This is a genomic window from Vibrio sp. 1249-1 (assembly GCF_033340495.1).
The window spans coordinates 313,832-327,356 of sequence record NZ_JAWOWJ010000001.1; the positions used below are offsets into that span (position 1 = coordinate 313,832).

At 42.5% G+C, this 13,525-nt stretch carries 11 protein-coding genes; 7 read left to right on the forward strand and 4 right to left on the reverse strand.

Going from position 1 to position 13,525, the window contains the following annotated elements; all coding sequences use genetic code 11:
* Positions 1–224: 224 nt before the first annotated feature.
* Positions 225–554, forward strand: coding sequence for a hypothetical protein (locus tag R7Z50_RS01485; RefSeq protein ID WP_213915845.1), 330 nt, complete (start codon positions 225–227; stop codon positions 552–554).
* A gap of 125 nt (positions 555–679) precedes the next feature.
* Here the strand turns inward: R7Z50_RS01485 and R7Z50_RS01490 are convergent, their stop codons facing one another.
* Positions 680–901, reverse strand: a complete 222-nt coding sequence (locus tag R7Z50_RS01490; protein WP_005373607.1) for a hypothetical protein — start codon at positions 899–901, stop codon at positions 680–682.
* A 240-nt stretch (positions 902–1,141) separates the two neighbouring features.
* Complete coding sequence (locus tag R7Z50_RS01495) at positions 1,142–2,575, reverse strand: glyceraldehyde-3-phosphate dehydrogenase (RefSeq protein WP_017819877.1); 1,434 nt, start codon at positions 2,573–2,575, stop codon at positions 1,142–1,144.
* A 615-nt stretch (positions 2,576–3,190) separates the two neighbouring features.
* On the opposite strand from R7Z50_RS01495, the gene R7Z50_RS01500 reads away from it, so the two are divergent.
* Positions 3,191–5,827, forward strand: coding sequence for an ATP-binding protein (locus R7Z50_RS01500; RefSeq protein WP_318148816.1), 2,637 nt, complete (start codon positions 3,191–3,193; stop codon positions 5,825–5,827).
* A gap of 74 nt (positions 5,828–5,901) precedes the next feature.
* On the opposite strand, the gene R7Z50_RS01505 is transcribed toward R7Z50_RS01500, so the two are convergent.
* On the reverse strand, positions 5,902–7,239 hold the full coding sequence (locus R7Z50_RS01505; RefSeq protein ID WP_054574588.1) for an MATE family efflux transporter: 1,338 nt from the start codon (positions 7,237–7,239) through the stop codon (positions 5,902–5,904).
* 121 nt (positions 7,240–7,360) lie between these two features.
* Complete coding sequence (locus tag R7Z50_RS01510; protein ID WP_005373603.1) at positions 7,361–7,675, reverse strand: DUF496 family protein; 315 nt, start codon at positions 7,673–7,675, stop codon at positions 7,361–7,363.
* Positions 7,676–7,895: 220 nt separating this feature from the next.
* On the opposite strand from R7Z50_RS01510, the gene R7Z50_RS01515 reads away from it, so the two are divergent.
* The 5 genes from R7Z50_RS01515 to luxQ all read left to right on the forward strand — a co-directional run bounded on the left by R7Z50_RS01515 (position 7,896) and on the right by luxQ (position 13,255).
* Positions 7,896–8,120 carry a hypothetical protein gene (locus R7Z50_RS01515; protein WP_005385630.1) on the forward strand — a complete coding sequence of 75 codons (225 nt, stop codon included), beginning with the start codon at positions 7,896–7,898 and terminating at the stop codon, positions 8,118–8,120.
* Between the two features lie 165 nt (positions 8,121–8,285).
* Positions 8,286–8,936: a YceH family protein gene (locus R7Z50_RS01520; protein WP_005373594.1), complete on the forward strand. Its 651-nt coding sequence runs from the start codon at positions 8,286–8,288 to the stop codon at positions 8,934–8,936.
* Positions 8,933–9,250 (forward strand): GIY-YIG nuclease family protein, encoded by a 318-nt coding sequence (locus tag R7Z50_RS01525; protein WP_132937186.1) that lies wholly within the window; start codon positions 8,933–8,935, stop codon positions 9,248–9,250. The genes R7Z50_RS01520 and R7Z50_RS01525 overlap by 4 nt, the downstream gene beginning before the upstream one ends.
* A gap of 331 nt (positions 9,251–9,581) precedes the next feature.
* On the forward strand, positions 9,582–10,679 hold the full coding sequence (locus tag R7Z50_RS01530; protein ID WP_005385634.1) for an autoinducer 2-binding periplasmic protein LuxP: 1,098 nt from the start codon (positions 9,582–9,584) through the stop codon (positions 10,677–10,679).
* Positions 10,679–13,255 (forward strand): quorum-sensing autoinducer 2 sensor kinase/phosphatase LuxQ, encoded by a 2,577-nt coding sequence (luxQ, locus tag R7Z50_RS01535; protein ID WP_158155831.1) that lies wholly within the window; start codon positions 10,679–10,681, stop codon positions 13,253–13,255. Before R7Z50_RS01530 ends, luxQ begins: the two co-directional genes overlap by 1 nt.
* Positions 13,256–13,525: the final 270 nt, after the last annotated feature.

Below are 13,525 nucleotides of genomic sequence, written 5' to 3' on the forward strand. Positions count from 1 at the left end.
TAAAATTAATATTATCAATAGTGTTACTTTGGTTCATATTCTCATTTGCTGTGAAAGCTACTTTCCAACGCATTGTTATAATGAGAACGATAGCCACTTAACGTTAATACTAACAGTGTCGCATATTAAGTCGAGAGTGCTTTATTGGATAAAAACGGACTTTCCTCTTACTTACCCTATGAAAGGGGTAGAGACTTCATGACCGTTTAGAAGGTGAGAGCAATATGCAAAGAATAGTAGATCTAGCTCTAGTAGTAATTTTGACCAGTGTTTGCAGCGTTGCTTGGATATTCTTTTCAACAAAGAGCATTTGGGTGTTTTTTGAACTGTTTGTATTTACGATGCTTGGCTTTGGCCTTTTGTACGGGTTACTACAAAAGGCTGATCCTAAACACTTTGACTTTGTTTTAAATCACATCGATGAAATTAAGAAGGAAGGCAAAGATGCTTGCCTAAGCGGCGCTCCGAAAGAATCCAACCCATACTCTGGTGTCGATGGTGATTTATGGGAGGCTGGTTACACAGCCTCCAACAACAAAAAGATAAAGCAATAAACCGCTAGGTGCTTATTCAACATTGTGCTTTTCAAAAAAGCACCCTGCCATTTTAAGGACAGGGTGAAAGCAAGAAGTTTCTCAGGAGCGGTCGGGGGAGAGAAACTCATCTAAATCTTATTTACTTACCGGCGAACCTCTTCAAATTCACCTTCAATCGCATCTGCTTTACCTGTATTAAACTCATACTCTTCGTGCATTTCTCTCTGCATTTTCTTGACGCGCTTTTCAATACGCTTGCCGGTAATTAATGCTGCGATGGTCAACGGAATCGCAATGATCAAGCTAAATACTAACGTAAAAAAGCCGGTAATCAGTGCTAGTGCAGTTACAATAATCCGATTCATAATCATGACCTCTCTGTAATTTATGTGCTCAGATTAATGCTGTGAACATGAACAAAACATGAATGCTGACGTTCACTTTGTCCGGAGAGTGTCAAATGAATGAAACGAAAAAACGCCTGAGGGTGATCAGGCGTATAAACGGGGAAAAATATTAGTAATGCGCATGGCGCTTATTATTTAGAACAAATATGAGATATTGTCCGCTACGCTATGTGGTTAACGTTGTGGAGCAAAGTTCACCTATCGAGGGAATGTTTGGTAACGAACACCCATCATTTGTTCCATACAGTGCACAACTTGGCAGCTGTAACCGAATTCGTTGTCGTACCAGATGTAAAGTACACAACGCTTGTCTTGTGCGATAGTCGCTTGACCATCTACGACGCCTGCATGACGAGAACCAACTAAGTCAGTTGATACAATTTCTGTTGAATCGGTGTAGTCAATCTGTGCCGAAAGCTCAGAGTTCAACGCCATTTCACGCAAGTAATCGTTCAGTGAATCACGGTCTACGTCTTCACCTAAGTTTAGATTAGCGACTGCCATAGAAACGTTTGGTGTCGGTACGCGAATCGCGTTGCCTGTTAGCTTGCCTGCAAGCTCTGGCAATGCTTTAGCAACTGCTTTTGCCGCACCTGTTGAAGTCAGAACCATGTTTAGTGAAGCACTACGTCCGCGACGGTCACCAGAGTGGAAGTTGTCAATCAAATTTTGGTCGTTTGTGTATGAGTGCACGGTTTCAATATGGCCAGAAAGAACACCATATTTATCGTTCAGAGCCTTAAGGACTGGCGTGATTGCATTTGTTGTACAGCTTGCCGCAGAGATGATGGTGTCATCTTCTTTAATTACCGACTCATTTACACCGAATACAACGTTTTTGATGTCACCTTTACCTGGTGCTGTTAGCAGTACTTTCTCTGCACCTTGACACGCTAAGTGTTGGCTCAGGCCTTCAGAATCACGCCAAACACCTGTGTTATCAACAACTAGCGCGTTATTGATACCGAAAGCTGAGTAATCCACTTCGCTTGGGTTATTTGCGTAGATGATTTGGATGTAGTTGCCGTTAACGATCAGTGCTTTACGCTCTTCATCGATAACAATGCTACCGTTGAACTGACCGTGAACTGAGTCACGACGCAACAAGCTAGCACGCTTACCCAAATCGCCTTTTTTACCGCCACGAACCACAATCGCACGTAGTCTTAGTGGGTAACCTGGACCACTTTTCTCAATGAGAAGGCGAGTAAGTAGTCGACCAATGCGACCGAACCCGTAAAGAACCACATCACGCGCTTTCAATGAAGAATCTGCGTCGCGAGCGCCATCAAGTGCAGTGATAAGGAAATCGTTTAGAGAGCTTGTATCGTCATGTTCATTCCAGTACATAGTTGCCAATTGGCCAACATCGACACGGCATGAAGAAATGCTCATTTCACAAAGCGCTTGAATAATAGGCATCGTGTGCTCAAGCGAAAGTGGGTTACCGGTATAACGTCTTGCAACGCGATGAGTTTTGAGAATGTCTATAGTAGTAGCATTAATAAGCGTTTTACCAAACAGAACCACTTCGATTCCTTTTTGACGATATAGCTTACCAATTAGAGGGGAAATAGATTCAGCAATCGTTTGGCTAGTTTGCCAGTCTTGGAGATATTTCTCTGGACTCATTGTTGTATTAGACCTTTCACGTTTTGGGGGCTAACCATACTCTCTGCTGTTGCCTCTTCGGCAGCGTGCAAGAGTGTGGTGGGTTATGTAATCGGGTTGTAATAGTTATGTGTGCGGATTCTAAGGTCGGAGTCCTTATTCTGCTAGGAAAATTAAATCCAGTGTAAAACACTACTTAAGGGGACGTTAGTGGTGGATTAATGTGACTAAAGCAGTGGTTTTCACGTATTGACATTTAGAAAGTAACTTACTTTTTTTGCGATGATAACGTTTGCTTTCAAATTAGTTTTGTTGACAAAAATGGATATTTTGCATTTTTGTGTGATTTGACTCGACAAGGCAACTCAATAGGTAAACATACAATAGATGATTTCCTGAAAAGTGATGCGACTCTTAGTTGTGAGTGAAACTTTATTGTTTGCATCCAACTTTAAGATCAAAAAATATGACTTAAATCACAATTTTTACTGCATTAGCCGATGATAAAACACTCACAATAACCATAGTCTAGGTAGGTGAATGTTGTTTGAAAGTAACAATGTCGTATATGCCTTTCAATGCAAGAAACTAGTCTAATATTAAATAAACGGATGAAATCAACCATTAGGCTGATGGATGTTGAGATTATCAATAAAAACACGCTTAGCACTCCTCGCACTATTACCCGCTGTGGTAATAGTGGTATTTGCAGTTCAGCAGTTTTCTGATAATGCGTTGCGCGTGAGCCGTCTCAATCAAACGGTTAGCAATATTCAAGGTTTCCAATTGATATCCAAGGCCTCCCACTTTATTTACTCCATAGAGAAAGTACGCCGACAGCCTGATCTTCAAGTCTCTGCAGCCATTAATATTGAAGAGCAAGGTGAAGTTATTTCTTCTTTGCATCAAAAGTTTGTGAGTAACCCTAATACTGCTGAGTATGCTGATGAACTGAAAGAAGCCATGCTGGGGGTATTGTCAGGTAGATTGAGTGAGATGGACGACCTGGGTGATTGGGCATTTCAACAGCTCCAAAATATGTCGCGCTCTTTGTTGCAAAATCATCAATGGTATGGCAGTGACGATGGCATTCGCATGCAAAATTTTATTGCCTACTTTGCTCAGCTCTCTTTTTGGACACAGAAAGAAGCTTGGCTGACGAACCGTTTAGTCCAAGACCCTAAGAGTTGGCTAAGTCAAAGTATGTTTTATCAGGCGATTGACCGACAGCAGCAAAATTTGGATGCGTTTTTAAACTTAGGTGGGTCATACGAGCAAGTGGATAAATTGCTTGGCTTGTTTACTTCGCCGAGATATCAGAGAAACTTGGCGTCTCGTGGACAATTAATGTCAGGAGACATGTCACAAAGTGACTACGCCGCGTATTTAAAAGAACTCGATTTTCGTGTGCAGCGCTTACAAGTGCTCATTGATGGGTTCACCAAACAAACTGAGCAGTCGCTTCTCACGCAGATTCATGAACAAAAGGCCAATATAGCGATGATCAGTTTTGGCGTCGCCTTAGTGGTTATCCTGCTTTGTTGGCTCGGATTTAGTACTTGGTTCCGAGTTAACAGCAAACTCGATGCGATCATTCATACTTTAAACGCGTTGATCAACTCCGAAGAGAAGCAAACAAAAGTCAAAGTTGATGGAAGTGATGAACTGACCATTTTTGCTCAGCAAGTGAATCGAGTGGTTGAAGAAATGCAGAGACAAACTGAAGAAATACTGCATGCAAAAGAGTCAGCAGTATCGGCTAATCGTGCAAAATCTGTGTTTCTTGCCAACATGTCACATGAAATACGCACGCCCCTTAACGGGATCATGGGCATGACAGAAATACTCTCTCAAAGTGAGTTGTCTTCGCATCAACAAGAAGTTGTTGATGACATTGACTCCTCATCTCAAACACTGCTCACTTTACTTAACGATATATTGGATCTCTCTAAAATCGAGTCTGGACGATTGGAGCTGTCACTAGTAGAAGCGGATATCCGAGAAGTCGTGTATCAGTCGATGATTTTATTCCAATCCAAAGCAACATCTAAACAGCTAAAGTTAGGTATTAATTTAGCTGAAAATATCCCCATTCGCGTGATGGTCGATGATCATCGTGTCAAACAGGTAGTTACGAATCTGGTATCGAATGCGGTTAAGTTTACCGAAAGTGGGCATGTATGCGTTGATGTTAGTTATGAGGAGTTACTTGAGAAAGAACGTGGAGTGCTGACGTTTAAAGTAGAAGATACCGGAATAGGCATTGATCAAGATAAGTTAACCACGATTTTTGAACCCTTTACTCAGGAAGATGAAGGAGTGTCGAGGCAATTTGGCGGCACAGGGTTGGGTTTGGCAATTTGTTGTCAGCTTGTGTCGATGATGGGGGGCAAGCTCGTAGCAACATCTACAAAAGGAGTGGGCACATGCTTTGAATTCTCGATTGAGGTTGAAGCAATTCCGGTGTTTGGCTGGCGTTCGGAGATGATTAATAAAGGGCTTTTGATCTGCTCAAATTACGACTACGCCGACCAAGTATTAAAAGAGTGTCGCTTAGCGAAAATCAATCTCTTTGGTGTTAATAATGTGAATGAAGTGCAAGCGATAAATGATGACTTTGATGTCATATTTCTGTGCCACAGTAACGACGCTAATACCGATGAAATCTTGGATAATCTATCATTTAATTACGATCTTCGCCGTGTGATTATTTGCCAGCATCATTTATCCACTCCCTACGAAAATGCAGAAAAAGTACATGCCGTACTCACATTACCTTTCCTTGGCAATCGATTTAAGCATGTCATTGATGATTTAGCTAAGGTTGAAAAGACTATATCAAGTGACAATGTCACCAATAATGTTGTCAGCTCTGAATATCGAGCGTCGCGCTCTCATCGGAGGATCTTAATTGCGGAGGATAATTTGATGAACCAGAAAATAGCGAGTTTTTTTCTGGATAAAGCAGGTTATGACTATTTGATAACAAGCAACGGTCAAGAAGCGTTAGAAGCCATCACAAAGGGAGAAGAATTCGATGCAATTTTAATGGACTGCATGATGCCCGTGATGGATGGACTGACCGCGACGAAAGAAATTCGTCGTTGGGAAAAGAAAGCAGGACGTGAAAAAACGATGATTATCGCACTCACTGCGAGTGTTTTGGAAGAAGACATCCACAACTGTTTTGCGGCAGGCATGGATGCTTATTTACCTAAGCCGTATAAATCGAACCAGTTATTTGAGCTCTTTAGTGAATTAAAACTCGCCTAGCTAACATTTCAACTTAGACAAGGTGTCAAAACGATTAAGCCCCATTTCAGGGGCTTAGTTCTGATTATTCATCGTTACGCGTTGGCTTGAGCGCCTGCGAGTTTGCGTATGGTTTGGCGATAGGTTAGGTATGCGGAAACACCAGCTAACAGGTTGCCGATACAAGCGCCTAAGAGTAAACCTCGGATTCCATCCATTTGAGCGCCAACCCACAAGCACGGTAGGAAAAAGACAAACAAGCGCAGCGCTGAAATAGTGAGCGCGGTGTAAGATTTGCCTAATGCATTACAAAGAGAAACCATTAGCATACAAACCCCTAACGAACCCAAACTGATCGGCACTATCAGTAAATGCATTTCCAAGACTTGCTCCACTTGCACATCACTTGTCATCAATAATGCGAGTGGGTTTGCGACGGCAAATGTAATGGCAGCAATCAAAAGTTGGAAACCTAGAATGAATTTTACGGCAATACTGACGAGCCTTTGGATATCTTCATAGTTCTTTGCTCCAAGTAAGCGTCCAACCATTGGAGGCATAGACATTGTCAGCGCCAAGACCGAAACGATAGCAAAGAACTCATAGCGTGAACCAAGTGCCCAAGCGGCGACTGCTGCGGTTCCAAAGCTTGCCAATAATTTTGTTGCTAGCATGGAAGACAACGGTGGCAGCAGTTGGCTAATCATCGCGGGGCCCATAATGTTACCGATAGATGCAACACTTTTGGCTACGTTAAGATCTTGCCATTGTGTCGTTGCCCAGTGATTCTTTTTCACGCGAGGAGCGACGACTAAAATACCAAACCCAAAAGCGACGATGGTTGCTATTGCCGCTCCGTTAATACCCAAGTCAAACGTGAAAATAAATAGCGGGTCGAGCACAAGGTTCACGCCGCTGGTTATCATCATCATTGTGCCAGGTAACATTGTATTGCCATTAGCTCGGCAGATACTGTAATAAAAATACAAAACCGCACCAGTCCATGAGCTTAATAACCACCAAGGCCAGTAACTGTCGATTATCGGCATAACAGATTCTGGAGCGCTTAATAGAGCTAAAATGGGGTAGCGCAAAAGCCAAATTAGCCCGCCAAAAATAGCGACACCAATTGAGCCGATCATCAATACCAATCCGCCAAGTTGTTTGGCATACTGGCTTTCATTCGCCCCAAGAGCTTTAGAAATGACCGCTGTCGTTGCGATCCCTAGACCGACTTGAATGCCGATAATGACCATTTGCAAAGGCAGAGTGAAACCTTGAGCGGCTAACGGTAAAACGCCGAGCTGACCGATAAACGCGCTATCCACAAGCTGAAAGCTCATTAAAGACAGAACGCCAAAAAGCATTGGCCAGGTCATCGTAAATAATTGTTTTGCAAGCGTTGGTTGTGTACTTGTCGTAGTTGAAGACATAGAAAGCTGAATGCGTTAGGAATAAGAGTTAGATTGATTGTACACGGCGGTTAGTTTAGAGACAAAAATAAACCCCGAGGAAGATATTCTTGCTCGGGGTTCGAAAATCTAGCTCACGCGTTTATTTTTTGCCGCTAGTTTGCTTGTCTTCTTCAGTCAGCTCACGAATGCGACGGCTGATGTCACGACGTGCTTTAGAGATCTCAGCGCTTTTAATGATGTGGTCATCAACACGATCTTCATAGTCTGCTTTCATATTTTTGATGATTGCGACGATTTCATCGTGAGTCATTTCTGGTTTGATGTAGTCTAGAAGGTTTTCTAGAAGATCAACACGTTTGCGGTTATCACGAACTTTCTTCTCGTTATCAAGAAGCTCACGTTTTAGTTTGTTTTTACGACGAGCTTGGTTAACGATTTCAAATACGCTACTCATAGTTCTCTTTCCTAATTTTATGAATATCTTCCTCGATTAAAGCACAACATCCAGTGGCATAACAGTCTTTAGATCAATAGCAATGCAGAGTTGAACATTTCTCAACCAATTGCGCTGTGTCCATATAATCGTGCTGCTTTCTTCGAGTTTTGGCCAACAACGTAGAATCCATCGATTCATTGTCATAACGTGGCCTTCACTATATTATCAACACCATTGAATGCAAAATGATGAACTTGATATGGACTCTGGTAACACTGCGGAGCAAGTAAATAGTCAAGATAATGAGCAAGTCACTCGCTCTGTGGCTGAAAAGTTAAAAACGGCGTATATCAACGCTCGTGAGCAACTCGAAATCATCGAAGTTGAGCTTAATCGTTCAAAAATAATGATGGTCGACCAAGATGGCAATTTGACGAGAGTGCCGATTCTCTCGGAGCATTGATACCTGACCCTATTCGTAAGGGGTGTCAGGTCTTACGCTATGCTTTAGCCTGACACCAACACCTGAACCGCTAACGCTTCTTGCACTGCTGTGTGAATTTATGGCGTATGATTTCGAAGCGATTTAGGTACAAAGTCAAATGCAAAAATAATAAGGAAATGCATTATGAAAGTTGAGCTAACGGCAATTGAAGCACGAGTTATTGGTTGCTTGATCGAAAAAGAAGTCACTACCCCAGATCTTTACCCCCTCAGCCTGAACGCATTAACCAACGCGTGTAATCAAAAAAGCAACCGTGATCCCGTGATGTCACTCTCTGAGTCAGACGTTCTCGATGCCGTTGATGCTCTTATTGAGCGCAGGCTCGTCAGTGACGAAAGTGCGTTCAACAGCCGCGTCAGCAAGTATCAACACCGTTTCTGTAATACGGAATTTGGTGATTTAAAGCTGACAGAGCAGGAGAAGGGCATTGTATGCTGTATGCTTTTGCGCGGTGCTCAAACACCTGGGGAAATTCGTACTCGTACTAATCGTCTCGCGACATTTCATGATGTAAAAGAAGTGGAAACGGTCCTTGAGCATTTAGCAAGCGAAGAGAAAGGACCATTAGTGGTCAAATTACCACGTGAGGCTGGTAAGCGGGAGTCGCGTTATATGCATTTGTTCTGTGGTGATGTTGATGCGTCCGAACTTGCAGCGCCTGTGTCTGCTGCAAGCTCGAGCTCCGATCGAGTAAGTCAGCTAGAGCTCGAAGTCGCTCAGCTGAAAGAAGAGCTGGATGAATTAAAAGCTAAGGTTGAGTCACTGCTTTCATGATGGAAAATACAACGCAGCGTTGGAGTGTCTACCTGATACGAAATAACCGCAACGCGTTGTATTGTGGTGTTACCAATGATGTTGAACGAAGATTCAATCAGCACCAAACCGGAAAAGGAGCGAAAGCTTTGAAGGGAAAAGGCCCTTTGGTATTGGAATGGTCATTGGATTTTGACTCAAAGACGCTTGCCATGCGAGCAGAGTACTATATTAAGCAACTAACTAAAGCGAAAAAAGAGCTGCTCGTTATGTCAAAAGCAAATATTGTCGTCGACGAACATCAACAAATGATGTTAGAGATAGTGGCACTCTGATAAGCCCTTGCTACGCAAAGATACACGGAAACCGCCCATGTCACATTGGCGGTTTCTTTTTGTTTTTGGAGTACCATGTAGGAATAAACTGACGCATAATGGGCTGGTGTTCTGTTTACAGGTCCTGAATATGAAAAGCGCGAAATGTCTTTGCGTCATCGAGACAAAGGAAGCGACTCAATGTACTTTCATTTGCATCCACTCAGACCAAGAACTAATTTACTATTGAAACAGGCACTAAGAGGAAGGTAGATTACAAGAGTATAGGATGACTCGGCTAGGTAATGAATAGAGCTGAATTAGGCTCATAAAAAAGCTAAAAGAGCAGTAGATGAAAAAAGCGTTAGTATTCTCCCTGATTTCAATGGCCGCTTTTGCGCCGAATGTGCAGGCCACCCAAGTTCTTAATGGGTATTGGGCATATCAAGAGTTTTTAGACCAGTTTCCACAACAGAAGCAGCTAACTAGTGCGTTGGCTGAAGTGGTAAGAGAAACCCCTGTACCCGTAGCAAAAGACAAAAAGCGTCCACTGAAAATTTCTGTTGTTTATCCAGGGCAGCAGATCTCTGATTATTGGATTCGAAACATCGACGCGTTTGAAAAACGCCTAGATAAGCTTGATATCGACTATCAGCTAAATCAAGTGTTTACTCGTCCTAATGCAGATATAAAGCAGCAAAGTTTGTCTTTAATGGAGGCGCTGAAAAGCAACTCCGATTACTTGATCTTTACTCTAGATACCACAAGACATCGTAAGTTTGTTGAGCATGTCTTAGATTCAAAGAAAACCAAGTTAATTTTACAAAATATCACCACACCTGTTAGGGATTGGGAACATCATCAGCCGTTTCTTTATGTTGGTTTCGACCACGCAGAAGGAAGTCGTGAATTGGCCGTTGAGTTTGGCAAGCGTTTCCCTAAACATAGCCACTATAGTGTTCTCTACTTCTCAGAGGGCTACATTAGTGACATCAGAGGCAACACTTTTATCAACCAAGTGAACCGCGATAATCAATTTGAACTACAATCTGCTTACTACACCAAAGCAACAAAGCAATCTGGGTATGAAGCTGCAAAAGCCAGTTTGGAGAAGTATCCGGACGTTGACTTCATTTACGCGTGTTCTACCGATGTAGCATTAGGTGCTGTTGACGCTCTTAAAGAGTTAGGTCGTGATGATGTCATGATCAATGGTTGGGGCGGCGGTTCAGCAGAGTTAGAGGCGCTTTCTAAAGGGGAGTTAGACGTTACCGTTATGCGTATGAACGATGATACAGGTATTGCAATGGCTGAGGCCATTAAGTGGGATTTAGAAGGAAAGCCAGTTCCCACTGTTTACTCTGGTGATTTTGAAGTCGTTACCAAATCGGACTCTCCAGAAAGAATTGAAGCATTAAGAAAACGTGCATTTAGATACTCAGATAATTGATGACAACTACATCAAAAACAAGAAAGCGTCGCTCACTGTCGACGCTTATTACCAAAATAATTATTCTCGTACTTGCTCCGATCATTCTAGGCATCTTTGTTCAGAGTTATTACTTCTCGAAGCAGATTATTTGGCAGGAAGTCGACCGAACCAAGCAGCAGACCTCTGCCCTGATCCTGAACATTTTTGATAGCCATTTTGCAGCGATTCAGATTCATCACAACAGCAATTCGAAAAGTGATGTTGTATTGGATTTTTATACAGAACGTGATGAAGAGGCACTCAATTACTTTTTCATGAGTATTGACCAGAGTGATCCTTCCCATACACCGGAGTTTCGTTTCCTAACCGATCATCAAGGTATTATTTGGGACGATGGCAACGCGCATTTCTATGGCATCAACAACCTGATACTTAGCCGACTTGCCAGTCAAGTGACCTTTAGCAACAACTGGTATTATCTACCCTCACAGACCCCGATGGGAACTCGCCATCTTTTACTTCGTCGTGTACCCGTTTTACAACCTAAAACCGGTGAAGTGATGGGGTACTCTTACAATGTTGTTGTTTTAGATAATAACTTTGGGTTGATGGAAAGGTTAAAAAATGAAGGCAACGTCGACAATGTTGTGTTGGTCGCTAACAACACACCATTGGCAAGCTCATTAGTAGGAGATGAGGCTTATCAAATATTTGACGTACTCAAACGACGAGAGTCCCAGCACAAGCTTGACCAATTATTGATCATCAAAACCCCTATTGAGGTAAATGCCGCCGAGACTGACTTGTGCTTGCTTACTGTGCAAGACAATCAGAGCGTGGTGACATTGCAAATCCAACACCTGCTAGCAATGCTAGCCTCAGTTATCGGTATGGTTATGATTGCGCTAATGACTAAAGAATGGATCGAGAATCGAGTAGTTGAAGAGTTAGGATCCCTGATGGCATATACCCGCTCGGCTCGTGAAGAAAAAGGATTTGAGCGTTTTGAGGGGTCAGATATTGAGGAATTCGATCATATTGGTTCGACACTAGAAAACACTTTTGAAGAGCTTGAAGCACAAAAGCGGTCTTTCCGAGACCTGTTTAACTTTGCGTTATCACCTATTATGGTGTGGTCTGAATCGGGTGTACTTATCCAAATCAATCCGGCAGCACGCAAAGAGTTAGTCATGGAAAACGATATTGAAACCATGCACCCAGTGTTCAAAGGTTTCAAAGAAAAGTTGATGCCACACCTTCGCATGGCGGCTCAGGGAGCTACGTTGACAGGCGTTAATGTGCCAATTGGAGACAAAGTATATCGCTGGAACTTATCGCCGATTCGAGTTGATGGAGATATTAGCGGTATTATTGTTCAAGGTCAGGATATAACCACGCTAATTGAGGCGGAAAAACAGAGTAACTTGGCGCGCAAAGAAGCAGAGAAATCTGCTCAAGCCCGTGCCGACTTTCTGGCTAAAATGAGCCATGAGATCCGAACGCCAATCAATGGAATTTTAGGGGTTGCTCAATTGCTAAAAGACTCTGTGGAAACAGAAGAGCAGAATAACCAAATTGACGTACTTCGACATAGTGGTGAGCACTTACTTGCTGTTTTGAATGATATTTTGGACTTTTCGAAGATTGAGCAGGGTAAGTTTAATATCCAAAAGCACCCGTTTTCTTTCACTGATACAATTCGAACGTTAGAAAACATTTATCGTCCTATTTGTGAAAGTAAAGGCGTCAACCTTGTCATTGAAAACAAAATAGATCCCAATGTTGAAATCTTTACTGACCAAGTTCGTCTGAACCAAATTTTATTCAACCTAGTCAGTAACTCAGTAAAGTTTACGCCCTCGGGTAGCGTGCGCTTGCATGCTGAACTGGAGCAGTTCTATGGTGCTGACAATAGCGTGCTGGTCGTGGAAATTACGGATACAGGTATCGGCATCGAGTCTGACAAACTCGACCAAATGTTCGAACCTTTTGTTCAAGAAGAAGCAACAACGACTCGAGAATACGGTGGCAGTGGCTTAGGGCTGACCATTGTGAAGAGCCTTGTCGACATGCTGGAAGGTGATGTTCAAGTCCGCAGTCAGAAAGGCTTAGGAACGACTTTTGTCATTACAATGCCAGTGAAAGATCGTGAGCGAGTACTCACCCCTCTTGATTCGAGTTTGCGAGTTAAGCCAGGTGAACTATTTGCAGAGAGTCTCAAAGTGTTGTTGGTAGAGGATAACCATACTAACGCATTCATTCTAAAAGCGTTTTGTAACAAGTACAAAATGCAGGTTGATTGGGCGAAAGATGGGTTAGAAGCAATGGAATTCTTAAAAGATCATACTTACGATTTGATACTGATGGACAACCAACTTCCGCATCTTGGTGGAATTGAAACGACCAAAGAGATCCGACAAAAGCTAAAACTAGGCACGCCAATTTATGCGTGTACTGCTGACACCGCGAAAGAAACCAGTGACGCCTTTATGGAATCGGGTGCAAATTACGTGCTTCTCAAGCCGATTAAAGAAAATGCGCTCCATGAAGCATTTGTGGATTTTAAACAGCGGTTCTTAGTCGAGCGAACATGAATAATTGGCTCACTACGAGATAACCCAATTATTCATTATCTGAAAAGCACAACACCATGACTGTGGGTTGTGCTTTTTTGTATCTGACCCTTTTACTCTTATACAAATCAGACTTTATTGGTCTCGACGTTTGTTGTGTACATCGCTGCATTTCAAATTCAAACATAGTGTTGTGTTACTTAGATTTCTGCCCCTTCACTGACACACCCAATGTGATTTCAATCACAAAAAAATATTTACTTAGCGTGCTAACTATTTTATATTACTTAG

What these genes read in the sequence shown, in the direction of transcription:
- R7Z50_RS01485 (WP_213915845.1), top strand. Translation starts at nt 225, where the DNA reads ATGCAAAGAATAGTAGATCTAGCTCTAGTAGTAATTTTGACCAGTGTT.
- R7Z50_RS01530 (WP_005385634.1), top strand. Translation starts at nt 9,582, where the DNA reads ATGAAAAAAGCGTTAGTATTCTCCCTGATTTCAATGGCCGCTTTTGCG.
- R7Z50_RS01510 (WP_005373603.1), bottom strand. Translation starts at nt 7,675, where the DNA reads ATGAGTAGCGTATTTGAAATCGTTAACCAAGCTCGTCGTAAAAACAAA.
- R7Z50_RS01500 (WP_318148816.1), top strand. Translation starts at nt 3,191, where the DNA reads ATGTTGAGATTATCAATAAAAACACGCTTAGCACTCCTCGCACTATTA.
- R7Z50_RS01525 (WP_132937186.1), top strand. Translation starts at nt 8,933, where the DNA reads ATGATGGAAAATACAACGCAGCGTTGGAGTGTCTACCTGATACGAAAT.
- R7Z50_RS01515 (WP_005385630.1), top strand. Translation starts at nt 7,896, where the DNA reads ATGCAAAATGATGAACTTGATATGGACTCTGGTAACACTGCGGAGCAA.
- R7Z50_RS01520 (WP_005373594.1), top strand. Translation starts at nt 8,286, where the DNA reads ATGAAAGTTGAGCTAACGGCAATTGAAGCACGAGTTATTGGTTGCTTG.
- R7Z50_RS01490 (WP_005373607.1), bottom strand. Translation starts at nt 901, where the DNA reads ATGAATCGGATTATTGTAACTGCACTAGCACTGATTACCGGCTTTTTT.
- luxQ (WP_158155831.1), top strand. Translation starts at nt 10,679, where the DNA reads ATGACAACTACATCAAAAACAAGAAAGCGTCGCTCACTGTCGACGCTT.
- R7Z50_RS01505 (WP_054574588.1), bottom strand. Translation starts at nt 7,239, where the DNA reads ATGTCTTCAACTACGACAAGTACACAACCAACGCTTGCAAAACAATTA.
- R7Z50_RS01495 (WP_017819877.1), bottom strand. Translation starts at nt 2,575, where the DNA reads ATGAGTCCAGAGAAATATCTCCAAGACTGGCAAACTAGCCAAACGATT.